The organism is Paenibacillus sp. GQ49, assembly GCF_059759055.1.
Window position 1 is genome coordinate 507,004 of the sequence record NZ_JCAXEL010000002.1, and the last position, 24,261, is coordinate 531,264.

Consider the following 24,261-nt stretch of genomic DNA (forward strand, 5'->3'; position numbering starts at 1 on the left):
CCTGAAACAATGAAGGTTGGATTTATCGGAACCGGCAGCATGGGCAGCCTGCTAATCTATGCCCTGATCCAATCGGGTGCACTCGAGCCCCGCCAGATCGCGGCCAGCAATCGAACCCCGTCCAAAGTACGTCAGTTATCCCTCCGTTACCCCGGTCTGCATGAATCCCAGAGCAATCGGGAAACGGTGATCCGAAGTAATATCATCTTCCTGTGCGTGAAGCCGCTTGAATTCAAACATGTCATTGACGACATCCTGCCTGTCGTGAATCCCAATCATATAATTGTCTCGATCACCAGTCCCGTGCAGCTGCGACATCTGGAATCTTCACTTCCTTGCAAAGTCTCCAAGGTAATTCCCAGCGTCACACACCAAGTCGGCAGTGGAGCATCTCTCTGTATACATGGCGAACGAATGACCAGTGAAGACCGCGCTGTGTTAGAAAGTCTGCTTAGTCATATAGGCAGGCCGTACCAAGTGGATGAAGCCTGTACACGAATCACATCCGACTTCTCCAGCTGCGGACCTGCATTCATATCGTTCTTTTTGGAACAGTGGATCGAAAGTGCAGTGAAGCTGACAGGCATTAAAAGGGCAGATGCCTGCGCTCTGGCTGGCGAAATGCTCCTAGGAACAGGCAAGCTGCTCACCGAAGGAGGGTACACCCCGCAAGAGCTTCAGGCTCGTGTCGCTGTACCTGGCGGTATTACCGCTCAGGCACTTGCACTGCTGAAGGTTAGTCTTGACGGCGTTTTCGACAGCCTGATCCACACGACACATGACAAATATGATGAAGATTTGTTAAAGCTGGATGAACTGTTTCGAGCCGGTGAGATTAACCGGCAACAATATTAACGAGTTTGCCTGGAACGGCAATGACCTTGCGAATGGTCTTGCCTTCCAGCGCCTGCTTAACAGGTGCCAGCTCCATCGTAAAGTCCTGCATACCCTGTGCATCCAGATCCTTCGCGATCGTAGCACGAGTTACAATTTTACCGTTTACCTGAACAACGATTTCTACTTCCGCGTCCACTGTCATAGACTCATCATATTCAGGCCAAGCCACGTAAGAGATTCCACCTTCATGACCCAGACGGCTCCACAGTTCCTCTGCCATATGCGGTGCCAGTGGTGACAACAGTTGCACAAAGTTTTCCATCGCTTCGCGAGGCAGTGTATCTGCTTTGTATGCATCGTTGATGAAAATCATCAGCTGGCTGATGGATGTATTGAAGCGCAGGTGTTCCAGATCTTCCGTAACTTTTTTAATCGTTTTGTGAGCAGTCCGCTTGAACTCATCCGTTCCACCGTCCACAGTAATCTTGTCATTGATGGCTCCTGTGTCTTCGTTAATGAAAAGACGCCATACACGTGACAGGAAGCGGTGCATGCCTTCAACCCCGTTTGCATTCCACGGTTTTGTCGCTTCCAATGGTCCCATGAACATCTCGTACAGACGCAATGTATCTGCACCAAATTCATTGACGATTTCATCCGGGTTAATGACATTACCACGAGATTTACTCATTTTCTCATTATTGGTACCCAGGATCATACCTTGGTTCACCAGTTTGTGGAAAGGTTCTTTGGTCTCCACAACACCCAGATCATACAGCACTTTGTGCCAGAAACGAGCGTACAGCAAGTGAAGCACCGCGTGCTCTGCTCCGCCAATGTACAGATCAACTGGCAGCCACTGCTGCTGTTTCTCCTTAGAGATCAGTTCCTTGTCATTGTGCGGATCGATAAAGCGCAGGTAATACCAGCAGCTACCCGCCCATTGTGGCATGGTGTTGGTCTCGCGGCGTGCCTTCATTCCCGTTTCTGGATCTACCGTATTCACCCACTCCGTAACATTCGCCAGTGGTGATTCTCCAGTACCCGAAGGTTTGATCTGGTCGATATCAGGCAACAGCAGTGGAAGTTGATCTTCAGGTACTGTCTTCATCGTTCCGTCTTCCAGATGCAGAATCGGAATTGGCTCACCCCAGTAACGCTGACGGCTGAACAGCCAATCGCGCAGACGATAGGTCACTTTCCCTTGCCCTTTACCGTTCTCTTCCAGCCAAGCAATCATCTTGGCAACCGCTTCTTCATTGTTCAGTCCGTTCAAGAAATCGGAATTCACATGCGCGCCATCACCCGAATACGCCTCTTGTGTAACGTCTCCACCTTGAATAACTTCGATGATATCCAGACCAAACTGCTTCGCAAATTCCCAGTCACGTGCATCATGACCCGGAACTGCCATAACCGCACCTGTACCGTAACCTGCAAGAACGTAATCAGCAATCCAGATCGGCAGTTTTGCACCATTAACAGGGTTGATTGCATAAGCGCCAGTGAATACACCTGTTTTGTCTTTGGCCAAATCTGTACGTTCCAGATCACTTTTACGAGAAGCCTGCTCCTGATAAGCCTGAATCGCTTCACGTTGGTCATCGGTTGTAATTGCTTCTACCAATTCATGTTCTGGAGCAAGTACTGCAAAGCTCGCACCGAACAATGTGTCCGCACGGGTAGTGAACACCTTGATAACTTCCTCGCGACCCTCAATGGCAAATACCACTTCCGCACCTGTGGATTTACCGATCCAGTTGCGCTGCATATCCTTGATGCTTTCAGACCAATCCAGCTCTTCCAGGTCTTCCAGCAGACGCTCTGCATACTCGGTAATTCTCAGAACCCATTGGCGCATCGGTTTGCGTACAACCGGATGTCCTCCACGTTCACTCTTGCCATCAATAACCTCTTCATTAGCAAGTACCGTTCCAAGGGCTTCACACCAGTTAACTGCAACTTCATCCACATAAGCCAGGCCTTTATTGTACAGCTGGATAAAGATCCATTGTGTCCATTTATAGTATTCAGGGTCCGTTGTGCTGATCTCACGATCCCAGTCATAAGAGAAACCGAGCGATTTGATCTGGCGACGGAAATTGTCAATATTACGGAATGTAATATCTCGTGGATGTTCACCTGTATCCAGTGCATGCTGCTCAGCAGGCAGACCGAAAGCGTCCCAACCCATTGGGTGCAATACGTTGTAACCGCGCATACGTTTGTAACGGGAAACGATATCCGTTGCCGTATATCCTTCCGGGTGGCCTACGTGCAGACCTGAACCGGATGGATAAGGGAACATATCCAGTGCATAAAATTTCGGTTTAGCAGGGTCCTCACCCATTTTAAACGTTTTATTTGCATCCCAGTATTGCTGCCAACTTTTTTCCATGACTTGTGGCTGATAGCCGTGTTTCGGCTGGTTATTCTCACTCATCTATTGTTCCTCCTTCAGGTTATTCGCTTTAGCTTTAATTGCAACAAAAAAACCTCAGCATCCCGTAGCGTTTGCAGCGCTAGGGACGAGAGGTTGAATTCCCGTGGTACCACCCTAGTTAGCGGACGAACGTGCTTCGTCATCCACTCCCTTTGGACCTGTAACGGCGGTTAACCGATGCGGATTTCCATTCCTGAACCCAAGCTTTATACAAGCAGGTTAAACAGAATGGTGTAATCACCGCATTTCTCCAAGGCGAGTTCGCAAATCACTGTCAACCGGCTTGCACCAACCGCCGGCTCTCTGTTATGTACAGGAATTACTACTGATCCTCATCATCGAAATATGTATACAATATCGGGACCATTATATAAAAAAGCAAGCCCAAAGTCAATATTACACGTTATAATCGCCATCTTGAAGTCTACGGTTCGTACCTTTCATGACGCTGGTTTCTTTTCAGGATAACCGAAAACGCTCAATGCCTTCCTCCAGATTATGAATAGCCCAATTCACATGTTCCTGATTATCATATTGACGATAAGCGCACTCAATACGTAATACCAGATCAAAATACAAGTCGTATAGACTTCTTCTCCTCAGCTCACTTTCAGTGGTAATCGCATGCCCATATCCCTTCACGAATCCGGGAGTATAGTTAAAATGACTAAAGTAATGCTCCATCAGAGGATCTGCCCACAGAGAACGTTCAAAATCAATAATCGCTGTGATGCGACCTTTGTCTACCAGAACATTGCCATCCCACAGATCCCAACTCACAAGCACAGGTTCTTTGACATCGTCCAGCACATCCGATTTTTCTTCAATCAAACGTCTCAATTCAGGGTAATCGATCGAAAATGTAATTCCGGCTTCTTCACCATCGGTAAGAATGTCTTCCATCAGATTCATAAATGCATCTTTCCATGTGGAATATCGCTGTTTTTGCTCCGAGAAATATCCAAACTGCTCGCCCTTGATTTCATTAATTCGACGATTGTACAGACCGAGCTGGTATTCAATGGCCTCCTGCTCTTCCGCAGAATATTGATCCTTGACCTGATTATAGGGTGTTCCAGACATGTACTCCATGATAAAATAACGTGCTGAAGCCATGGTTAAAGAGTCATCATAAGCCAGCACTTGAGGTACGGGGACATCCTGTAGCTCGGTGATGAGGCGTAGTGCCTCAACCTCGGCAATCATGAGATCCTGCTCACAGCGCATCAGATTTGTCGAAGCTGACGGTGCAATTTTGAGTACCACTCGCTGTGCGTCACTCAGTGTAATGAGGTATGCATGATTGGCCCAGCCATCCACCATTTCCTTGTAGTTCTGTATACTTGTAGAGAAATGTTGTTCTATAATGGCATTCAGTTGTTCTGAGGTAAGTCTTGTTTTATATGTACTTTCCATTTCTACACCTCACATTGACAATTGATTTATTTTCTCAGAAAACGCTTTCTATCCGACTATTATCGCCTCATTTACTTTAACTGGCAATACTTTTTGTCACGTCGTTATGTCTTTTCTTTCATTCCTTTACCCTATTTAAGACTATTGCTATTCATTCTCCATGGAAAATCAAACAAAAAACTGCCCTTATGCACCAAACATAAGGACAGTTCTCATTATTCGCTCTTACTTCACAGCCACATAGAACAAGCGCTGAGCGCTGTCTCCGGCCTCTTTCCATTCAAAATCCGCATATACCTTCACGTCTCTAAAACCTGCCTTGGATAACTCCAGCTTCATCCAGTCCGGATTATACGCGCGCTGGACATGAACTTCTTCAAACCGCTGGTACATATCCTTGTTACCATCATCCACACGCGAAAAAATACTGAGATGATGTTCAATCTCACAGCGATCCTGGTCCAAATCACAAGTCCAAATATAAGATATGGAGCGCTCATCCAGTACAAAAGGCTGCTCATCATCATAACGAATAAGGGTATTGGGATGATGCACATCAAACAGGAACGTTCCATCAGGCTTCAGCATCTCATATGTCCGCTGGAATGTACGAATGACATCTTCTTGTTCAAGCAAATAATTGACACAATCACAGAAAGATATCACCGAATCCACAGGTTCCGGAACTCGCCATTCCCGCATATCCTGCTGCACCCAACGGACACTGCCTTCCCGATATAAACGATGACCCTGAGGCGTAGCCTCCATCTTGCTACGTGCAACCGACAGCATATCTGCTGAGAGATCAATGCCTGTAACTTCGAAACCGGAGTTCACGAGCGGGATCGTAATGGAACCCGTTCCACAGCCAAGTTCAGCGACACTTTTGGGCATTCCATGCTTTTCCCATGCTGTTCTTGCAAACCTTATCCAGTCCGGATAAGGCATATCTTCCATTAATTCATCATACACATAGGCAAATTTCCGGTAAGACATGTCAGGCACCGCACTTTCAATTTCATTTTCGAATTGATCTATATAAATTGAACCAAAGAATATTTACACTGGACACTCCAATGACAGAACAACCTTCCGATCGCTGTTATCCCCAGATTTTTTTGATTCCTTTTATAAAGGATTAAATCCGGGGATAAAGGCGAAGTGTATGCTTTCGAAGTAGCTTTCTTGCAGAAAGCTTTTAGCTCCGCTTCTTCAGGTTTTTTCTGTCCTCTCCGTTTCGTGTAAATGTTTAGTTCAATTTATATAACAAAAGAAAAAGCAGGGGCATCCGGTGTTTACCCAGCCTATCCCTGCCTTATCCGAGTTCCATATTACAACTATTTAATCAGGAAGATTACTTGTCTTCACTTTGATCTGCAGGAGCAGATTCGGACAGATACGTCCAGCTTTCCTTTTGGACCACCAATCCGTCTTTCATCAATTTGCCCAAGGCACGCTTGAAAGCAGACTTACTGATGCCAAAGCGCTGCTTGATGATATCCGGCGGAGTTGCATCCGAATAAGGCATGCCACCCATAGGGCGTTCTTTCATGAAAGCGAGCAGCTTGTCTGCATCTTCGTTACGTCCAACTTGTTTGAGTTGAGTCATGGCCAGATTCACACGTCCGTCTTCACGTACCAGTGTCACCCGACATTTCACTTTCTCACCAAGACGCAGCATATGACTACGTTCGGATGAATGAATCATACCAATCGCGCCAAAGCCCAGTACACCGCCTTCTACAAGTACAAAAGTACCCATCTGCAGCGGCTTGTATACCGTCGCTTCAACCCACTCGTTTAACCATGAAGTTGGCGCATGGAAAGACAATGGTGAAAGCTCACGTTCCCCGGCCAATTTGGCACGCAGACGTCCCTGCTTGTCATGTTCCATGATTACAAAGACTTCATCCCCTACTTGAGGACGCAGTTCTTCCAGTTCAGGCAATTCACGAATAGGAAGCAGCAATTGCCGTCCAAGTCCCATTTCCAGGAAACAGCCCAGTCGTGGGTGAACATCAGCCACAACCAGTCGTGCCATTTCGCCAAGCATGAGATAAGGCTTTTTCATCGTTACGGCCAGACGATCTTCTGTATCAAAGAATACAAATACCTCAAGCGTCTCACCAATTTTAATATCCCGTGTTAACTCGGTGTAGTGAAGCAGTACATCTTCCGATCCTGTCGTCAAAAAGAAGCCAAACGGAGACACTTCACGTGAAACCGGCAATGAGACGACTGTTCCAGCAATCAAACTCATACAGTTTCCACCACTTTGGCATCAGACCAGAGTCGTTCAATGTTGTAGTATTCACGCTCGTCACGGTGGAAGATATGAACAACAACATCACCCATGTCCATCAATACCCAACGTGCTGAATCCATACCTTCGATACCTTTGATCGTCGCTCCGGCTGCATGAGCCTGTTTGCGAATTTCAGTGGCAATGGCTTGTACCTGTGTATCGGAATTCCCGTGACAAATAACAAAATAATCTGCCACCAGGGAAACATTAATCAGATCCAACGCTACAATGTTGGATGCCTTTTTGTCGTCAGCGGCAGCAACCGCCATATTCATAAGTTCTTTCGATGATACTGTCATGAACCAACCTCCATAATCTATAATTGTGTGTTCAAAAAGATCCTTCGTAATCAAAAGTGGACTTTTTGAACAACCTCTATAATTGTGCAATTAAGTCATTCCGCGACAGCATGGTCAAAGGATAAATGACACGGCGCTGCGAGATCAACAAGCTGATCGTCGAATCGAATCCGGCAATTAAACCTTCCTCCAGACTACGTTCAGCCTGTTCGCGAATGTGATCCACTCCCGGGAAATCTCGTCCCCGTTCAATGTAATCGGCAAGACACACCACTTTGTCCAGCAAGCTCATGCCTACCCGCCCCGAGGTATGCCACCGGATGGCATTAATAACTTCGGAATCTTCCACACCGTAATCACGCTCGGCTACAAAAGCACCGACTTCGGAATGCCAGAGCTGCTTGTCATGCTGCAGAAGTTCCTGGTTTAAACCGTTATCACGGATGACCGCTTCCATCTCCGCTACGGGCCAGTACTTCGCCACATCATGCAATATCGCTGCCAGATCTGCTTTCACAGGATCAGCACCGTATTTCTTAGCCAACATCACTGACGATTCCATTACACCCAGTGTATGCTTCCAGCGTTTTTCCGGCATTTGTCCGGATACGGCTTGAATCAGTTCATCACGGCTTAGTGCCATATAAACCGCTCCTTACAATGTATTGGTGCACTTCATCAGGAATCATGAAGCGTACCGAATGTCCTTTGGCCAGACGTCTGCGTACGGCTGTCGATGAAATATCGACCAAGGGCATCTCGGCCAGCAGGACCCGATCCTGTAACTCGTCTGGTAAATCATCGAGATGTAACTGGAAGCCCGGCCGACCAACTCCGATAAAGGTTAAGCGTTCTGCAAGCTCTTCAATCTGCTCCCATTTGGGAAGATAGTTCACCATATCCGCCCCGATAATGAAATAAAATTCATGTTCAGGATGGCGACGCCACAGTTCCTTCATCGTATCGATGGTATAAGACACTCCGCCCAATTCCATCTCAATACCCAGCACCTCATATTGCTGCACACCCTTCACAGCCGCTTCCGTCATATCGAGACGTTGTTGTCCCGAAGCTCCGGCTCCGCGTTTGTGAGGTGGAACATGGGAAGGCATGAACCAGATCTCATCCAGTGCATGCGAGTCCCTTGCCGCTTCAGCTGCCAGGAGGTGTCCCATGTGGATCGGATCAAACGTACCACCCATGATGCCGATCTTCACCTGCGTCACGCTCCCTTATCTAGGTAGTTCGATTTGTTTGTTATCGCGAGATTCTTTGTACAGGATGATTGTATTACCGATGAGTTGTACAAGCTCACTTCCCGTTTCACGGGCAACTTCTTCTGCCATCTCTTTTCTGTCCTCGTCATTGTTGTTCAATACTTGCACTTTCATCAATTCGCGCTTCTCAATCGCATCTTCGATGTGACGGAACAGGTGCTCATTGGTTCCACCTTTACCAATCTGAAATACAGGGGTCAGGTGATGTGCCTGTGACCGCAAAAAGCGCTTTTGTTTACCGTTTAACATGAATACTCCATACTCCTTATGTTGAGCAGGCCCTGATCGACAGCGCAAAAACTGTCCGGACCTGACCATTCAATTATTATTTTCACACTTCAAAACTGTTTAGTACTGCACGTCTCATCGTCTCCACAGGAGCCGGGATGCCAAGCCAATGTTCAAAGGCCACTGCGCCCTGGTATACAAACATACCCAGACCACCGTGCACCGTGCATCCTCGCATCCGCGACTCCCGAAGCAGACGGGTCTCCAGCGGATTATAGATCAGATCACTCACAGCTGCGCCTTCACGGATCAGTGCAGGATCAACCGGCACGTCATCAACATGAGGATGCATTCCGGCAGCCGTTGTGTTAATCACAATATCAGCCGTAGCCAGTACCGTTGCAGCGTCTTCCATGCCACTGCCCGAGATTTCTCCCAAGCCATGGGCACGTAAATCCGAAGCGAGTGCAATAGCCCTGTCCGCTGTACGGTTCAGAATGTGGATGCGTTCAGGTTTCTCCAATGCAAGTGCGTATATAACGCCTCTTGCCGCTCCACCTGCTCCCAGTACAGCAATACGTTTACCCGCAAGCTCAGGCACAGCCTCTTCCTTCAGCGATCGGACATAGCCAATACCATCCGTATTGTACCCTGTCAGTGTTCCACTTTCATTGACGATGGTATTCACCGCACCAATCAGGCGAGCACTTTCATCGATCACATCCAGGTACTGCATCACCTGCTCTTTATGCGGGATCGTGACATTGACACCACGATAGCCCAATGCCACAATTCCCCGAACTGCCGCTTCCAATTGATCCGGATGAACATGCAGCGGCATATACATTCCATTCACTCCTGCAGCCTGCAGGGCCGCATTGTGCATTGCCGGTGATTTGGAATGAGCAATAGGATCACCCATAACGCCAAGCAACACGGGAAGTGAAGGGTTGCCCTTTTTATCCTCAGACATAGGTCCGCCTCCAATCCGCTCTGATGTACAGGTTCTGAGATTACATTAGATTAAGGATGGGCGGATCTGTACACGAATGCCTTTTGGAGCATGAACAGCAACAAGCGCTCCAATATCGCCATTCACCTTAATCCAGCCCAGACCCGAGATGAATACATCCGATTGACTGCCGCGTTTGATGCGGAATTCATGTCTGGTCCATTCAGCCATCTCTGCTGCATCCTCACGGGTTGGTGGAGACAATAATTCTCCCAAGTGGTCGCGGTACAGATCATCTGCACGCTCCAGCTTCGTCCGGTGAATATCAAGCGCAGTGCTGATAAAACAAGTGAACGACTGGCGATCACCTTCCACAAAGTCAAATCGAGCCATGCCGCCAAAGAACAGCGTCTGACCGGAATTTAACTGATACACAGCCGGTTTAAGCGGTTTTTCCGGCATGATGGCAGCGAGATCCTTACGTGAAACAATCTCGCTGAAACGCCATGGATACACGATTCCAGGTGTATCAATGATATATTTTCCATCATCCAGCGGAATGTTCACCATATCAAGCGTTGTTCCCGGATAACGGGATGTGGTCAGTTCCTGCTCCAGATCGCTGTAATCACGAATCAGACGGTTAATGAGTGTGGATTTACCCACATTGGTACCGCCAACCACGTACACGTCACGATCTTCGCGATACGTTCCTACAAGCTCAAGCAGTCGGTCGAAGCCCTGATTTTGCTTTGCACTGCACAAGACTACATCCACTGTACGCAAACCCTGTTCTTTGGCTTGCTTCTGTACCCAGTTGCGAACCTTGTTCCAGTTGGTTACTTTCGGAAGCAAGTCCGTTTTGTTCACAGCAAGCAATACCGGATTGTTGCCTACAAAACGTTGCAGACCGGAGATAATGCTGCCATCAAAGTCAAACAAATCAACGATATGGATGACAAGTGCATCCTTATCCCCGATTTTGCTAAGCAGCGCCAGGAATTCGTCCTGATCCACCGTAACGGATGATGACTCATTGTAGTTTTTGATGCGGAAACAGCGCTGGCATATAACCGGTTCACGATCCAATGCCTTCTCGGGGATAAACCCTGGTAATTCCGAATTTTCTGTTTGCAGATGCACGCCGCATCCGCTGCACCTTACGGCAAGATTGCCGTTATGCGGTTCTGTCATTTCTTCTTTTCCTCCTCAAGCCATAAGCCTTTCCTGCGTAAACTCGTTAGAGCAATCCGTTCCACGCGTCGATTGAAGCGGGTCATAAAACCTTCGTCCCCAATGGAGATTGGCAGTACCAGAACGGTATATAACCCCATTCGGTTCCCTCCATAAACGTCCGTAAGCATCTGATCGCCTACTACAATCGTGTTTTCAGGAGATAACTCCATCATTTTCATTGCTCTACGAAACGGTACATTCGATGGTTTGCGTGCACTATGCACAAACTGGATATCCAGCGGGGTCGCAAACAGGGATACACGATTCAAATTGTTATTTGACACAATCATCAGCTTGAAACCTGCCTCTTTCACACGTGCAAACCATTCAATCAGTTCGGGCGTAGCGTCAGGGGCTTTGGCTCCAACGAGTGTGTTATCCAGATCAGTTATAATTCCACGGTAGCCTTGAGCGTACAGCTCTTCCAGATTAATGTCAAAAACCGTGTCTACACGCAGCTTGGGCATTAACATTTTAAACAAAGAAGTCACCTCAGTTTCATACGACACACTATATCACAAATCCGTCTTTCCTGAAAATGCATACAGCGCCTGATGGCATAGGAAAAAAGGAAAAACGGGACGGGCAACAACTATGCCCGTTCCGCTTTCAGTTCCTTCCGCAGCTTCAAGGCGGTCTGATAGACGCCCTTCCAGTCGTCGGCAGTTACGGACGCTGGGCTGTAACGAGTCTGTTCAAACTTCGTGAGAAGCTCATGCAATGTTTCTTCTGCAGCAGGTTTGGCCTGGCTCCAGCGGGCTACCGATTCACGAAGTGTCTCGTCTCCGCTCCGGGTCAACCCTTTGCGTTTCACATACTGAATCCAACGCTCGGTCTCTGCCACTACCTTCTGTTCAGGGGTGAGCGGTCCACCTGTCCGCAGACGAAGCAGGAGGAATCGCAAGGAGAAGCGATTACGCCAGAACATATATGCTATCCACAATGCGATGATGGCTCCTGCAGCCCAGATGACAAAAGTCGGGATGGCAGACGATGTCTGCTCAGGTGCAGGGGGCTGCTCTTCCTCTTGTACCGGCTCCTCTTCGGGCTCTTCTTCAGGCTCATCTACAGGTTGTACATCAGGCTGTTCCGTCAGCAGCGGCATATCAAAGCCCGGCGTTGCTTCAACAGGAATCCAGCCATACTCACCAAAGTAAACCTCTGCCCAGGAGTGTGCATCTGCATTGGTAACGGTGTAGGTCGTCTCAATCTCCGCGCCAGGTTGACGTGGAGCCTGCATGTCCGAGTTCAGGGACAGTTGTCCAGGCGCATAACCTTTAACCCACCTTGCAGGAATGCCCTCCGAGCGCGCCATCATCACCAGCGCAGTGGAGAAGTAGTCACAGTAGCCTTCCATAATATCGAACAGGAAACCTTCCACAAAGTCGCTGCTTACTTTTCGAGATAAATCCGGATTGTTCGTGTATTCAAAATTAGTTTGTAAATAGTTTTGCAGTAATGCCACTTTTTCATACGGAGTATTTGCAGATGCCGTTATCTCAGCTGCCAGATCTGACACCCGGTCAGGGAAACGGGATGGTAACTGCAAGTACATATCGTCTGCCGGATTACTGTTGTACAGATCTTCAAAAGACTTTGTACGAAGCTCATCCTCCACAATCACAGGGGCTTCCGATACGATAGTATATGTCTTGGGATACTGTGGTTGCTGACGATCTGTCACCACGTGCAGTTCCGCCTGTTCGGCATTCCACAACATCCGTTCCGTTCTGTCCTCACCATTAATCGAGCTCACTTCGGAGATCGAATAAGCACCAAAGAGAATCGGATAGACATTATCATTCAGCATCGTTACGTTCTGAGTCACTTGTTTGGTATTCACATTACCGGATTCCTGGTTCTCCAGAGGCTGTCCGGCTTCAACATTCTCTGTTGAACCCCGTCCACGGTCATCCCAGCCTGTGCCTGTATACTCTGCACGTGTCTCACCGCGCCAGTAACTGCGCTCATTAGTGGTGACTGACATGACAGGGGTATAGTCGAAGTTGAATCCTCCACCAAGCTGATTGTCTTCCCTGCTGTATCCCGATTCGGTAGCCGCGGGAATATCAAGGTTTCCATTACCAGCCTGATTTGTGGAAGTTCCGGTATAGTTACGCCAAGCTGTGTATGGGTCCGTCAAGGTGGGTGGAATCTCCGGCATATTGATGCTGGCTACAATAATCAAAGAAAAAATAATGGCAATATTGGCCAGGACTTTATAAGGATAACGGATGATTCGTTTCCAACCTTGTGGATACTGTAGCTGATAGTTACGGAAATGCTGACATACGAGCCATCCCATCCCCGCAAACATCACCCACGCGATTTCAATCCAGAGTGGAATCTGAGTGAAAGAATCGAGAATCCCCATCGAAATGATGTTTACACCCAGAAAAACAAGAATGCGACGTGTTGTGGTCACGAGTCGAAGCGCAGCTTCAAGCATCACCCATGCACACAGGGAGAACCAGATGTACGGCGTCATGTGTAATATGAATTGTTCCGCTCGGTCCGTTAAAGAGCCATAAGGGATGTACACCGTATAATCAATTAGCGTTTTATGCAAAATGTAACCAACTACGACCGCCTTGATGATCGCCCGATACATCGTTTTGAGAGGCAGAATGACCTCCAGCACACTGACCGCTGCAAGTGTCCATAACACCAGAGAAGTTGTCTCCGTGTACCACGATTCCTGCGTAAATGAAATCCACTGCATTCCAATCAGGAAAATCCAGAGCAACGACGCTGCATGGTACCAGGATCGCTTGCCTGCAATACTTTCATTTCCTTTTGTACTCATACAGAACCTCCCCCCATCACCGTTGGAAGCTCCTGCAAGTGAGAAACAGTGAATGACCTCGTGCCTCTTCCACGCAACATGGCATTCCACTCCGCACTCCGGCGGGATTCACTGGTATCAATCAGAATATGACATGGCGTCATGCCCCGCGTATCGGCCCAGCGCAACAGTTCCATTATTTTTTCATCCTTCTGGGGAGAAATCACGACAAAGTAGGCTCCCTGAGGCAGTTGACGTGCGATTCTTTCCACGCCGGGCAACAGATGGGTATCCTGACCGTTATATTGAATATCCACCAAATGATGCATCATCTTCTGTCGTTCCATCAGACTTTCACTGGGGGCCATGAAGGATGTCTGTTCTGACAATGTCAACAAACCCATCCCCATTCGTTCCCTGACACCATACTCCAGCAGAGAGGCAGCTGTGGAAACGGCAATTTCGAAAGCATCCCCATGTTCATAACTTGATGCCAGCGCATCCAGAACCAGTATGGTTTTGGGCACAGACTCATGTTCAAACTCCTTGGACTTCCAGTTCCCTGTCTTTGCCGTGGCATTCCAGTGAATGCGTGAAAGTCGATCTCCGTATACGTAGTCACGTACACCATTGATCTGAGTGGTCTCTCTCCGTGAACGGGTTAACGCCGTCTGAGGACCGGATAACCGTGATTTACGGTCGTAGAGCTGCCAATATGGAATAAATACCGTTCTTGGCAGTACACGAAACTCACCTTTGGCCTTAAACTTTCCTCGATGTTCAATCAGTCCAAATATGTCCTCGCTGGCACATTCCGTTTCTGAAAAAACATACTTCCCCCGCTCCAGTGGCGGTGTCTGGAATGACAACTCCCCATTACCTCGCATATTGGGAATCAAACTTTCCTTGAACGACCACGATTCTCCGTTATGCCGATGCAGCATTTCACGTACAACAACATAGGGAAGCGGGAGGAATCCCGGAATCGTCAGACTCAGCTGTACTTGAACCTGGTCACCCGCATGCAGCAATTCTTCGTGGTCTGGACCAGAAGATAACCTGCGAACTCCTTGAGCACGTCTTACCCCGCTAAGTCCAGCTATGGCAAGGTACACACAGAGCAGGGTCACCATCGACAGCAACATAAGGGATGTCTTCCCGCCCTGAAACAAAACATAAGCCAGACAGCACATCCACACCATTGCGATGCTCCATACGCGTGGGTGGCGTAACCCTCTATTGACTGTTCTAAAAAGCGGCTTCATGAACTATTGCCCCATGGAGACGGGCACGCGTACTTGCTGGAGTACGGCTTTCAAAACGGCCTCGGAACTCATACTGTCCAGTCTCGATTCGGGACGAAGCACAATACGATGAGAGATCACATAAGGGGCCATCGTTTTCACATCATCCGGAAGCACATAATCACGTTCCTGCAAGAAAGCAAAGGCTTTTACGGCCATCATGAACGATATGGCTGCCCGTGGGCTGGCACCCAGCAATACAGATGGGTGGGAGCGGGTTTGGCGAACAACATCAAGCAGATAGTCCATAACCGGATCACCGATAAAGACCTCTTTAATCTCCTGCTGGATTGCCGAGATCTGGTCCATATGAGTCACGGATTCAAGACGATCTACAGGCTGACCGAGTTGATGCTGTTTCAATAGAATTTTCTCAATTTCCTTATCGGGATAACCTAGACTTATTTTCAACATAAACCGGTCGAGTTGTGCTTCCGGCAACGTATACGTACCTTCAAAATCAATCGGATTCTGAGTTGCACAGAGCATGAATGGATGTGGCAGATCATACGTATCGCCATCAACGGTTACGCTGCGCTCCTCCATCACTTCGAGCAGAGCCGATTGGGTTTTTGTTGTGGCCCGGTTAATCTCATCAGCCAGCAAAATGTTGGTCATCACAGGACCTGGCCGGAAATAAAACCGCTCATCCTTCGGATGAAACACAGATACCCCCGTAATATCACTAGGTAAAATATCAGGATTACATTGAATGCGTCGGTACTCACCACGCATGGATTTCGATAATGCCTTGATTAATTGCGTTTTGCCAGTTCCCGGTACGTCTTCAATCAGAACGTGCCCACCTGCAAGCAAAGCTGTAAGTAAAAGTTGAATTTCAAAGGATTTCCCCATAATACAGGATTCCAGATTTGAACGAACTGCGGATATGATTTGGATCGACTCTTTGCGCACAGGCATGTGGTCTAACCTCCTAAAAAAGCATACAGATTTCCTTTTATTGTACATGATCCAGAGTCACGAGTACACTCGAAGGAACTCACAATTTGTTTCCAGCCCGTCAGATTCACCGCAGTTCTCGCATGAATACGACAAAAAAGGCCCGGATAGAAGTTATCCCAAGCCTTTGTTGAGTCGCAATATGTTAAGTAGATTTCTCATTCTATGTTAGCCTTTTGGTTTAACCACCAATGCCGCGAGAAAAGAAAAGATGATCGCTGACGATATTCCCGCCGCAGTCAGATCGAAAATCCCTGTAATCACACCCAGCCAACCCTCTTTTTCCAGCTCCGTCAATGCCCCGTGCACCAAGGAATTACCGAAACTTGTGATGGGAATGGTTGCACCCGCACCTGCAAATTTAACAAGGGGGTCATACACGCCAATTGCATCCGCAAGCGCACCTGTCACAACAAGTGTACTCATGGTATGAGCTGGCGTCAGTTTAACCCCATCCATTAGAAGCTGTCCGATAACACAGATTAAACCGCCAACAATAAATGCCCACAAGAACTGCATTACCTTTATCCCTCCTTTTCTATGGCTACGGCATGAGCAATACAGGGAATACTTTCACCCTGTTGGTAGGAAATCGGAGATAACAGCGCACCCGTAGCAACGACGAGCACCCGTTTAAGATCACCCTTCTGCATCCGGTTCAAAATGTGACCATAGGTGACGGTGGCAGAACATCCGCAGCCACTTCCCCCGGCAACAACATAAGGCTGTTTCTCCCGATCATAGATCATCAGGCCGCAGTCATTAAAAACCGTCTGTTCCATGGGAATGCCTTCTTTTTGCAAAAGCTCTTTTGTAATTGGCAGACCGACGGAAGCCAGATCCCCGGTCACAATGAGATCATAATAGCCGGGTTCCAATCCCGTATCCCTGAAATGAGAGATGATGGTGTCGGCTGCTGCTGGCGCCATGGCTGAACCCATGTTAAAGGGATCTTTGATGCCCAAGTCCATAATGCGTCCAATCGTGGCTTTGGTAACAACGGGACCATCACCAGTACGGGAGACCACACCACACCCTGATCCTGTGACGGTATATTGCGCATAAGGCGGCTTTTGGGAGCCATACTCCGTCGGATACCGAAATTGTTTTTCCACCGTACAGTTGTGGCTCACCGTTCCTGCAAGGACATAATCTCCAGCTCCGGAGTCAACTATCATGGACGCTAACGCTAACGTTTCCATGGAAGTAGAACAGGCTCCAAAGACACCCAGGTAAGGCACACCCAGTTTTCGCGCTGAAAAGGAACTGCTGATAATCTGATTCATCAGATCTCCACCCACAAAAAATTGAAGCTCTTCCTTGGTGATATTTGCATTAACCAAAGCCAGCTGAGAGGCCTGTTCGAGCAGTTTGCGTTCTCCCTTTTCCCACGTTTTCTCGCCGATCTCGAGGTTGTCATAGACATAATCGAAATCAGATGACAGTGGACCCTCGCCTTCTTCTGGTCCTACAACTGCGGCTTTACCGATGATCCGCGGACGATTCTCAAACTGCCATGTCTGGCGACCCAATCGTTTCACAGGTGCCCACCTCCAAATCCCAAAAAGGCGTAAACGATCCCTACGAGAAATGCTGCCACGACACCAAACACGATAACGGAACCAGCAAGTTTAAACATGTTGGCCCCTACACCGAGCACCAGTCCTTCAGCACGATGTTCCAGTGCAGCAGAACACATGGAATTGGCAAAGCCGGTAACCGGCACAGCAGTTCCTGCTCCTGCCCATTGAGCCATTTTATCGTAAACCCCGAGGCACGTTAGAATAACCGATATGAGAATCATGACCGCCACCGTAGGACTGGAAGCTTCCTTCGATGTCATGTCGAAACCGGCCATAAAAGCCTCTTGAATGGCCTGTCCAATCAAACAGACGGTACCCCCAACCAGAAATGCTTTGAGGCAATTTTTCAGGATTGGACGAGGCGGCTCATGTTTTTTTGCGACTTTTTTGTACTCTTTTTCATCCATGGACAGGGACGATGATTTTTTTTCGCTTCCGGATGCAGATTGAGCTGGCAAGATACAAGACCTCCTCTATGTGAAATGGTTCAAAGCTACGGCTGAATGCCAATGTGTGTAATCCTATATTCATTGTTTGTTAATAATCGGAAGGTTATGTATCCGGCGACAGACAGCATATGTTTCCAACAAGATCATGTTGTGGAAGCAGGATGCGAATACGCCGGTTCTGAAGACTTTTAGATACGTTCTATAAATAAAGAAGAACAATCACGAGCAAGATAAAAAGAACGATAAACAGTACTTTTTCCGTGCCCTCTTCTGGAGGCTTCATTGGATATTTAGCTCCTTCCTGAAACAGACAAACAAATATCGAACATAAAGAACATCACAAAATGATGACATCTCCTCCATATATTCATATTCATTAAAGTGTCATCAGGACTAAGACTAAAGCGGATAGAGTCATGAAACTTGGACACGGTAAGCGCCCAAAATATGCCTTAAATACGTGACATAAACATGGACAATCACTTGCGCAAGGTTCATACTGTAATGTGACCAGTGGTTAAATAACAACAGGCGGGTAGCCGTTCTACTGTGACCTGAAATACATACCAACAGAGGAGTTGTTGACACATGAATGAAAAAACGATGGATATGTTTCGTACTTTGACGGAATTCCCTTCCGCATCCGGTTTTGAACGTGAGCTTCGCGGCTGGATGAAAGATAAGCTTTCCGCTTATACCGATGAGTTCGTCCAGGATCGCCTGGGGAGTCTATTTGGAGTATTACGCGGGGAGGAATCCGGTCCCAAAGTTATGGTAGCCGGACACTTCGATGAAGTAGGTTTCATGACTACGGGCATTACGGAAACAGGCATGATCAAGTTCCGTCCACTGGGTGGATGGTGGAGTCAGGCTGTATTGTCCCAACGATTGGAAATCATCACACCTGATCGTCGGATTACCGGAGTGGTTGGTTCTACACCTACACACTTGCTGGACGAGTCCCAGCGGAACAAACCTGTGGATCTGAACACCATGTATCTCGACATTGGGGCGGACAACCGTGCGGAAGCAGAATCTTGGGGCATCCACCCAGGTATGCAGATCGTGCCGATCTGTGAATTCACACCTATGGCCAATCCTAAGAAAATTATGGCTAAAGCGTGGGATAATCGTTACGGCGTAGGACTTGCACTTGAACTGGTTGAAGCGCTTCACAAGGAAAAACTGCCTAACACACTCTATGCTGGTGCAACGGTTCAGGAAGAACTGGGGCTTCGTGGTGCACGTACGGCGGCCAATCTGATTCAGCCCGATATCTTCTTTGCACTTGACTGTAGCGCGGCGAATGATATGACAGGTGACAAACAGTCATTTGGACATATCGGAGAAGGCGCATTGCTTCGTATTTTTGACCCGGGTATGTTCACCCATCGCGGAATGGTGGAATATGTTCAAGATACGGCTTCATCCAATCAGATCAAAATGCAGTATTTCATCTCACCAGGTGGTACCGATGCAGGTCAAGTTCACCTGAGTGGCATTGGTGTACCATCAACAGTTATTGGTATCTGCGCACGTTATATCCATACCTCATCTTCCATCATTCACACGGATGACTACGATGCAGCCAAAGAACTGATTGTGAAGCTGGTCAAAGGTCTGGATCGGACAACGATGAATACCATAATTAATAACGCGTAATAGCTGACAAGAGACCTCCTAACATATCGGGAGGTCTCTTTTTTTTATATTCACAACGATATCAGTTAGACACGTAGATTAATAGGCAGAACATTATAGGGAATTACACATAAGATACAATAACGGAAGATGAATTAAACACCAAGCAGCGGGGGACCTGTTATGGCAGTGAGAAGGAATGGAAAATCGAATAAAGGCTCCAAAAAAACAAATGCCGCAAACACCCTTCTCAATGGCAACCTTAAAGGAAGAAATCTGGAACTTATCGTTGCAGCATTACTGGTCAGTGGGAAGTTAAGAGTGGATGCGGTCACGTTGTTTCGAGAAGCTACACTGGTCGTTGAACTGGTCGGACAATATAAAACGTTACAAAATATTACACCATCGAATCAAGACAAACTGGTGCAATTCCTGGATGAGATTGGTGGGGACATGACGTTGAATGATGTTATACGGGCTTTCCAACAAAGAATCAATTCTTAACGCCAAGAAATGAGGTTGAAGTGATGTCTGACTTTGACGGAACTGGGTTCGCTGAACTACTGATCATTGTCATTCTTGTTGTTTTATTTGTATTTGGTTCTTCCGATATTGATGACCTGACTGATTCTCCTTCTCAATCCTGAACTGGCTAGGTTATTACGATTTATTGATTATGAAGTGCATACCTGTAAACGCCAGCCCACAATATGCGGGCTGGCGTTTTTGGATGGCTATAGAAATAGCGGTGAGAATGCAATCCAGGCCAAAACAAGAGTAAGCACAATGCAGACATTCTCTACAACGGCCCCACGCTTGGTCCCTGTACTCATCAGATTCACCCGTATGCGCCACTTGAGTGGTGGTAACGGACGAATACCACGATTGGTTAGTGAATCGGCCAACAGATGCATCGCATATGCAGTTCCTCCCGCTACCCAGATCTCCGGTCCCTGCTGCTGGGTCGTGCTGTACAACAAGCCCGCCCATATTGCGGTTCCGTACAGGGTATGTGTCAGTCCCCTATGAGTCAGTGTGGTGCAGAGCATTAACAAACTGCCTGCAATCAAGTTCCACGGTGCGAACGCGTGACCATAAAAGACCAGCCCCAGTCCAATCGCAAACATCAACACTTTGCGAAGCGAACGCGAAGGCAGGAATGACACAAGCGCAATGAGGATCGCAAGCAACAGGTTCCATGGTTTGGCATGAACATAGAAGTACACAAATACAGCTGTGGGCAACAGAATCGTCTGTAACAGCCTGATCAGACTGTTAGGCAAGGCTCTGGATACCAGCAGTGAATTTGGCTCATCAATGTCAGGCAATAACGAACCAATCAGAGCAACCGTAACTGCCGGCGCTGTCACCGGCATACCGGCCAACTGCAGAACAGAAAGTGACACACCTGTCCCGATAATAAGGTGGGATCTTCCCATCATGATGCAAAAACGTCCTTTCGAAGAAATCGGGAACAATACGGCCCATTTCCGATTTTACAACGAAAACAAAATAAGAACAATAGTTCGCATTTCTTATTTGTATGAAAATAAATATCACTTTCTGTGATGGGGCTCACACTATTATATTTATGACTCTTTTATCTTTATTAGTGAATTAAATCACATAAACTGTCGTCAACTACTTGTATAATTTCAAATATAAACCACTAAAATTGTTGATAATGTACAGCGTCTATCCAAGGAGGCATACACACATGAACGGAAAAAAAGAGAAACTTGTTATCATAGGTAACGGAATGGCAGGAATCAGTACCGTAGAACAAATTTTGAAATTAACTACGCGATTTGATATTACTGTTTTTGGCACAGAGCCCTACCCTAACTACAACCGCATTATGTTGTCCTATGTATTGGAAGGAAGCAAAACACTGGATGACATTGTCCTGAATGATCTCCACTGGTATCAGGATTATGGTATTACCCTCCATACAGGAACAACCGTAACCCGAATTGATTCGGATACCCATGAGGTTGTGACGGAGGATGGAACTCGCTTCCCTTATGACAAAATCATCATTGCGACAGGCTCTAACTCCTTTATTCTCCCCGTACCTGGACATGACAAAGAAGGTGTTGTCGGTTTCCGCGATATCGCCGATTGCAATGTCATGCTGGAAGCTGCTAAGCAGTATAAACGAGCAGCCGTTATCGGAGGCGGACTGCTAGGCCTTGAAGCTGCCAAAGGGTTGGTACAGCTTGGTATGGAAGTTACCGTAGTACACTTGATGCAGGATCTGATGGAGCGTCAGCTTGATCCGCAAGCTTCAGCCATGTTGAAGGCGGAACTCGAACGTCAGGGTATCCGGTTCAAAATGGGTGCACAGACTTCCGAACTGCTGGGCGGCGAACGGGTTGAAGGGATACGTTTTGCAGATGATACAGTTCTGAATGTTGATTTTGTGGTCATGGCTGTAGGCATTAAACCCAATACGGCTGTAGCCCGCGAAAGCGGTATGGAAGTCAACCGGGGTATTGTCGTGGATGACTATATGCAGACTTCACTTGAGAATGTGTACTCGGTCGGGGAATGTACAGAGCACCGCGGGGTATGTTACGGCCTCGTTGCCCCATTGTTCGAGCAAGGTATGATTCTGGCGAAACATATCTGCGGGGTTGAAACGGCTCCTTATGAAGGTTCTGTAGTATCTACGAAATTGAAAATTTCGGGTGTGGACGTCTTTTCAACTGGTGAATTCATCGACAGTCCGGAGCACACCGTCATTTCGCACAAAGATGACTGGAAACGGACCTACAAAAAAATTCTGCTTCGTGATAATAAAATGGTCGGCGCCGTGCTCTTTGGTGACATTACGGATTCTGCCGAATTGCAGAAGCTGATTAAACAGCAGACCGAAATGACCGAAGAATTGTATGGTTCACTCATGGGTACAGGCTGCGGTGGTCATAAGAAAGCAACCTCTGTTGAAACGATGCCCGAGGACGAGATCGTCTGTGGATGTAACGGGGTAACCAAAGGAACCATTGTTGATGTCATCACAAACCAGGGCCTTACTACTGTAGATGAAATCAAAGCCTGTACCGGTGCAACCCGCTCTTGCGGTGGATGTAAACCGGTGGTTGAACAGATTCTGCAATATGTACTTGGAGACAGTTTCAGTAGTGGAGCCAAACAGGGAATATGCGGATGTACTTCCATGGGACGGGATGAGATTGTAGCCGAGATTCGTGCAAAGGGATTACAAACGACCAAAGAGGTCATGAATGTACTGGGTTGGAGTCAACCTGAAGGTTGTTCCAAATGTCGTCCGGCGATCAACTACTACCTTGGCATGATTGCACCAGATACACACGAAGATGAGAAAGAATCCCGTTTTGTTAACGAACGGATGAACGCGAATATTCAAAAAGATGGAACGTATACGGTTGTACCTCGGATGTATGGCGGGGTGACTACACCAGCGGACCTCAAACGTATCGCTGACGTTTCAGTCAAATATGATGTAAAAGCAGTCAAAGTGACTGGCGGTCAGCGTCTCGACTTGATTGGTGTTAAAAAAGAAGATTTGACCAAAGTCTGGGCTGAACTGGATATGCCTTCAGGTTATGCATACGCCAAATCGCTGCGTACGGTCAAAACATGTGTCGGCTCCCAATTCTGCCGATTCGGTACACAGGATTCCATGGCCATGGGCGCTCGCATCGAACGTAAATTCGAACGTCTGGATCTGCCAGCCAAGTTTAAATATGCTGTCAATGGTTGTCCACGGAACTGTGCAGAAGCATGTACAAAAGATATCGGTATCGTTGGTAACGACGGAGGCTGGGAAATCTTCATCGGTGGTAACGGCGGTATTAAAGCACGCCTGGCTGATTCCTTATGTAAAGTAAAAACAGATGAAGAGTTGATTGAACTGTGCGGAGCCATCATGCAATATTATCGCGAGACAGGTAACTATCTGGAACGGACGTCCGAGTGGGTGGAACGCATGGGTCTGGAGCATATTCGTTCGGTGGTTGTGGATAACCTTGAGGAACGTAAAGCGTTGATGCAGCGGATTGAATTTGCACTTGAGCATGTTGAAGAACCTTGGCAAAAAGCGATTCGCAATGAAGAAGGCCAAAGCAAAATGTTCCATGGTATCGAAGTATCGGCTCGTCCATAAGTAAGTTCGCAAGATTAATATTGCCGGAATGTTAAATATAGATAAGGAGTGGTTTAAGATGACGACCAAACAATCAGGCACCTACTTCCCTGCCGGAGTAGTTGAAGAATTCCTGCCACGAATCGGAAGAGTAGTTGAAATTAAGGATCAACAGCTTGCTGTCTTTCGTGCATCGGATGGAACCATCTTTGCTGCGGATAATCACAATCCCCACCCTAAGGGTGGGCCGCTGGCTGAAGGCATCGTGTCCGGGCATTATCTGTACGATCCGCTGTATGATTGGAAAATCGACCTGACTACCGGTCTTGTGCAAGCACCGGACAACGGTCAAGTACAGATGTATCCGGTGAAGGTAGAGAACGGCCAGGTCTGGATTGAAATATAGCTCCATTGAAACGT

Annotated in this window: 24 protein-coding genes and 1 other annotated feature; of the genes, 6 read left to right on the forward strand and 18 right to left on the reverse strand. The window is 47.5% G+C overall.

The features are described 5' to 3' along the window. The first annotated feature begins 9 nt into the window (after positions 1 to 9). Positions 10 to 855, forward strand: a complete 846-nt coding sequence (gene comER / locus AC6CIF_RS06895; protein ID WP_036615122.1) for a late competence protein ComER — start codon at positions 10 to 12, stop codon at positions 853 to 855. Here comER and leuS read toward each other — a convergent pair. The 17 genes from leuS to spoVAC all read right to left on the reverse strand — a co-directional run bounded on the left by leuS (position 836) and on the right by spoVAC (position 18,083). Further along, positions 836 to 3,280: a leucine--tRNA ligase gene (gene leuS, locus AC6CIF_RS06900; protein WP_498198657.1), complete on the reverse strand. Its 2,445-nt coding sequence runs from the start codon at positions 3,278 to 3,280 to the stop codon at positions 836 to 838. The genes comER and leuS overlap by 20 nt on opposite strands. Positions 3,281 to 3,358: 78 nt before the next feature. Then, positions 3,359 to 3,628, reverse strand: a binding site (T-box leader). A gap of 111 nt (positions 3,629 to 3,739) precedes the next feature. Next, complete coding sequence (locus tag AC6CIF_RS06905; RefSeq protein ID WP_498198659.1) at positions 3,740 to 4,696, reverse strand: phosphotransferase family protein; 957 nt, start codon at positions 4,694 to 4,696, stop codon at positions 3,740 to 3,742. A gap of 225 nt (positions 4,697 to 4,921) precedes the next feature. After that, the gene (locus AC6CIF_RS06910) at positions 4,922 to 5,692 is read right to left on the reverse strand and encodes a class I SAM-dependent DNA methyltransferase (protein WP_498198661.1); all 771 of its coding nucleotides are present in this window, start codon (positions 5,690 to 5,692) and stop codon (positions 4,922 to 4,924) included. A 358-nt stretch (positions 5,693 to 6,050) separates the two neighbouring features. Continuing rightward, on the reverse strand, positions 6,051 to 6,956 hold the full coding sequence (locus AC6CIF_RS06915) for a CvfB family protein (RefSeq protein WP_237174336.1): 906 nt from the start codon (positions 6,954 to 6,956) through the stop codon (positions 6,051 to 6,053). Further along, on the reverse strand, positions 6,953 to 7,300 hold the full coding sequence (rsfS, locus tag AC6CIF_RS06920) for a ribosome silencing factor (RefSeq protein ID WP_036615136.1): 348 nt from the start codon (positions 7,298 to 7,300) through the stop codon (positions 6,953 to 6,955). The genes AC6CIF_RS06915 and rsfS overlap by 4 nt, the downstream gene beginning before the upstream one ends. A gap of 76 nt (positions 7,301 to 7,376) precedes the next feature. Next, positions 7,377 to 7,943, reverse strand: a complete 567-nt coding sequence (gene yqeK, locus AC6CIF_RS06925) for a bis(5'-nucleosyl)-tetraphosphatase (symmetrical) YqeK (protein WP_498198663.1) — start codon at positions 7,941 to 7,943, stop codon at positions 7,377 to 7,379. Then, positions 7,927 to 8,517 (reverse strand): nicotinate-nucleotide adenylyltransferase, encoded by a 591-nt coding sequence (locus AC6CIF_RS06930; protein WP_074095918.1) that lies wholly within the window; start codon positions 8,515 to 8,517, stop codon positions 7,927 to 7,929. The genes yqeK and AC6CIF_RS06930 overlap by 17 nt, the downstream gene beginning before the upstream one ends. A 15-nt stretch (positions 8,518 to 8,532) precedes the next feature. After that, positions 8,533 to 8,826 carry a ribosome assembly RNA-binding protein YhbY gene (gene yhbY, locus AC6CIF_RS06935; RefSeq protein ID WP_017687186.1) on the reverse strand — a complete coding sequence of 98 codons (294 nt, stop codon included), beginning with the start codon at positions 8,824 to 8,826 and terminating at the stop codon, positions 8,533 to 8,535. Between the two features lie 82 nt (positions 8,827 to 8,908). Beyond that, positions 8,909 to 9,778: a shikimate dehydrogenase gene (gene aroE, locus AC6CIF_RS06940; protein ID WP_498198665.1), complete on the reverse strand. Its 870-nt coding sequence runs from the start codon at positions 9,776 to 9,778 to the stop codon at positions 8,909 to 8,911. Positions 9,779 to 9,823: 45 nt separating this feature from the next. Continuing rightward, positions 9,824 to 10,951: a ribosome biogenesis GTPase YqeH gene (gene yqeH / locus AC6CIF_RS06945; protein ID WP_017687184.1), complete on the reverse strand. Its 1,128-nt coding sequence runs from the start codon at positions 10,949 to 10,951 to the stop codon at positions 9,824 to 9,826. Next, positions 10,948 to 11,475 carry a YqeG family HAD IIIA-type phosphatase gene (locus tag AC6CIF_RS06950; protein WP_036615148.1) on the reverse strand — a complete coding sequence of 176 codons (528 nt, stop codon included), beginning with the start codon at positions 11,473 to 11,475 and terminating at the stop codon, positions 10,948 to 10,950. Before AC6CIF_RS06950 ends, yqeH begins: the two co-directional genes overlap by 4 nt. Before the next feature lie 110 nt (positions 11,476 to 11,585). Continuing rightward, the gene (locus tag AC6CIF_RS06955) at positions 11,586 to 13,799 is read right to left on the reverse strand and encodes a DUF4129 domain-containing transglutaminase family protein (protein WP_498198666.1); all 2,214 of its coding nucleotides are present in this window, start codon (positions 13,797 to 13,799) and stop codon (positions 11,586 to 11,588) included. After that, positions 13,796 to 15,043 (reverse strand): DUF58 domain-containing protein, encoded by a 1,248-nt coding sequence (locus AC6CIF_RS06960; protein ID WP_498198668.1) that lies wholly within the window; start codon positions 15,041 to 15,043, stop codon positions 13,796 to 13,798. Before AC6CIF_RS06960 ends, AC6CIF_RS06955 begins: the two co-directional genes overlap by 4 nt. A gap of 3 nt (positions 15,044 to 15,046) precedes the next feature. Continuing rightward, positions 15,047 to 16,003, reverse strand: coding sequence for an AAA family ATPase (locus AC6CIF_RS06965; protein WP_221821935.1), 957 nt, complete (start codon positions 16,001 to 16,003; stop codon positions 15,047 to 15,049). A gap of 207 nt (positions 16,004 to 16,210) precedes the next feature. Continuing rightward, a complete protein-coding gene (gene spoVAE / locus AC6CIF_RS06970) occupies positions 16,211 to 16,561 on the reverse strand; it encodes a stage V sporulation protein AE (RefSeq protein ID WP_498198670.1) in 351 nt (116 codons plus the stop codon). Between the two features lie 5 nt (positions 16,562 to 16,566). Then, positions 16,567 to 17,583 (reverse strand): stage V sporulation protein AD, encoded by a 1,017-nt coding sequence (spoVAD, locus tag AC6CIF_RS06975; RefSeq protein WP_076214289.1) that lies wholly within the window; start codon positions 17,581 to 17,583, stop codon positions 16,567 to 16,569. Next, positions 17,580 to 18,083, reverse strand: a complete 504-nt coding sequence (gene spoVAC / locus AC6CIF_RS06980; RefSeq protein ID WP_445253694.1) for a stage V sporulation protein AC — start codon at positions 18,081 to 18,083, stop codon at positions 17,580 to 17,582. Before spoVAC ends, spoVAD begins: the two co-directional genes overlap by 4 nt. Positions 18,084 to 18,662: 579 nt before the next feature. Here spoVAC and AC6CIF_RS06985 point away from each other — a divergent pair. From AC6CIF_RS06985 to AC6CIF_RS06995, 3 genes are all read left to right on the forward strand, one after another. Then, entirely contained in the window at positions 18,663 to 19,736 is a 1,074-nt protein-coding gene (locus AC6CIF_RS06985) for a M42 family metallopeptidase (protein WP_076214286.1), read from the forward strand. Positions 19,737 to 19,898: 162 nt separating this feature from the next. Further along, positions 19,899 to 20,219, forward strand: coding sequence for a hypothetical protein (locus tag AC6CIF_RS06990; protein WP_076214284.1), 321 nt, complete (start codon positions 19,899 to 19,901; stop codon positions 20,217 to 20,219). A gap of 23 nt (positions 20,220 to 20,242) precedes the next feature. Beyond that, positions 20,243 to 20,362: a twin-arginine translocase TatA/TatE family subunit gene (locus AC6CIF_RS06995; protein WP_483874440.1), complete on the forward strand. Its 120-nt coding sequence runs from the start codon at positions 20,243 to 20,245 to the stop codon at positions 20,360 to 20,362. Between the two features lie 87 nt (positions 20,363 to 20,449). On the opposite strand, the gene AC6CIF_RS07000 is transcribed toward AC6CIF_RS06995, so the two are convergent. Further along, positions 20,450 to 21,157, reverse strand: a complete 708-nt coding sequence (locus tag AC6CIF_RS07000) for a metal-dependent hydrolase (protein WP_498198673.1) — start codon at positions 21,155 to 21,157, stop codon at positions 20,450 to 20,452. 275 nt (positions 21,158 to 21,432) lie between these two features. Between AC6CIF_RS07000 and nirB the strand changes: the two genes are divergently transcribed. Both nirB and nirD read left to right on the forward strand, forming a co-directional pair. Further along, positions 21,433 to 23,862, forward strand: a complete 2,430-nt coding sequence (gene nirB / locus AC6CIF_RS07005) for a nitrite reductase large subunit NirB (protein ID WP_405130490.1) — start codon at positions 21,433 to 21,435, stop codon at positions 23,860 to 23,862. A gap of 58 nt (positions 23,863 to 23,920) precedes the next feature. Further along, positions 23,921 to 24,247 carry a nitrite reductase small subunit NirD gene (gene nirD / locus AC6CIF_RS07010; protein ID WP_076214275.1) on the forward strand — a complete coding sequence of 109 codons (327 nt, stop codon included), beginning with the start codon at positions 23,921 to 23,923 and terminating at the stop codon, positions 24,245 to 24,247. The last annotated feature ends 14 nt before the right edge of the window (positions 24,248 to 24,261 follow it).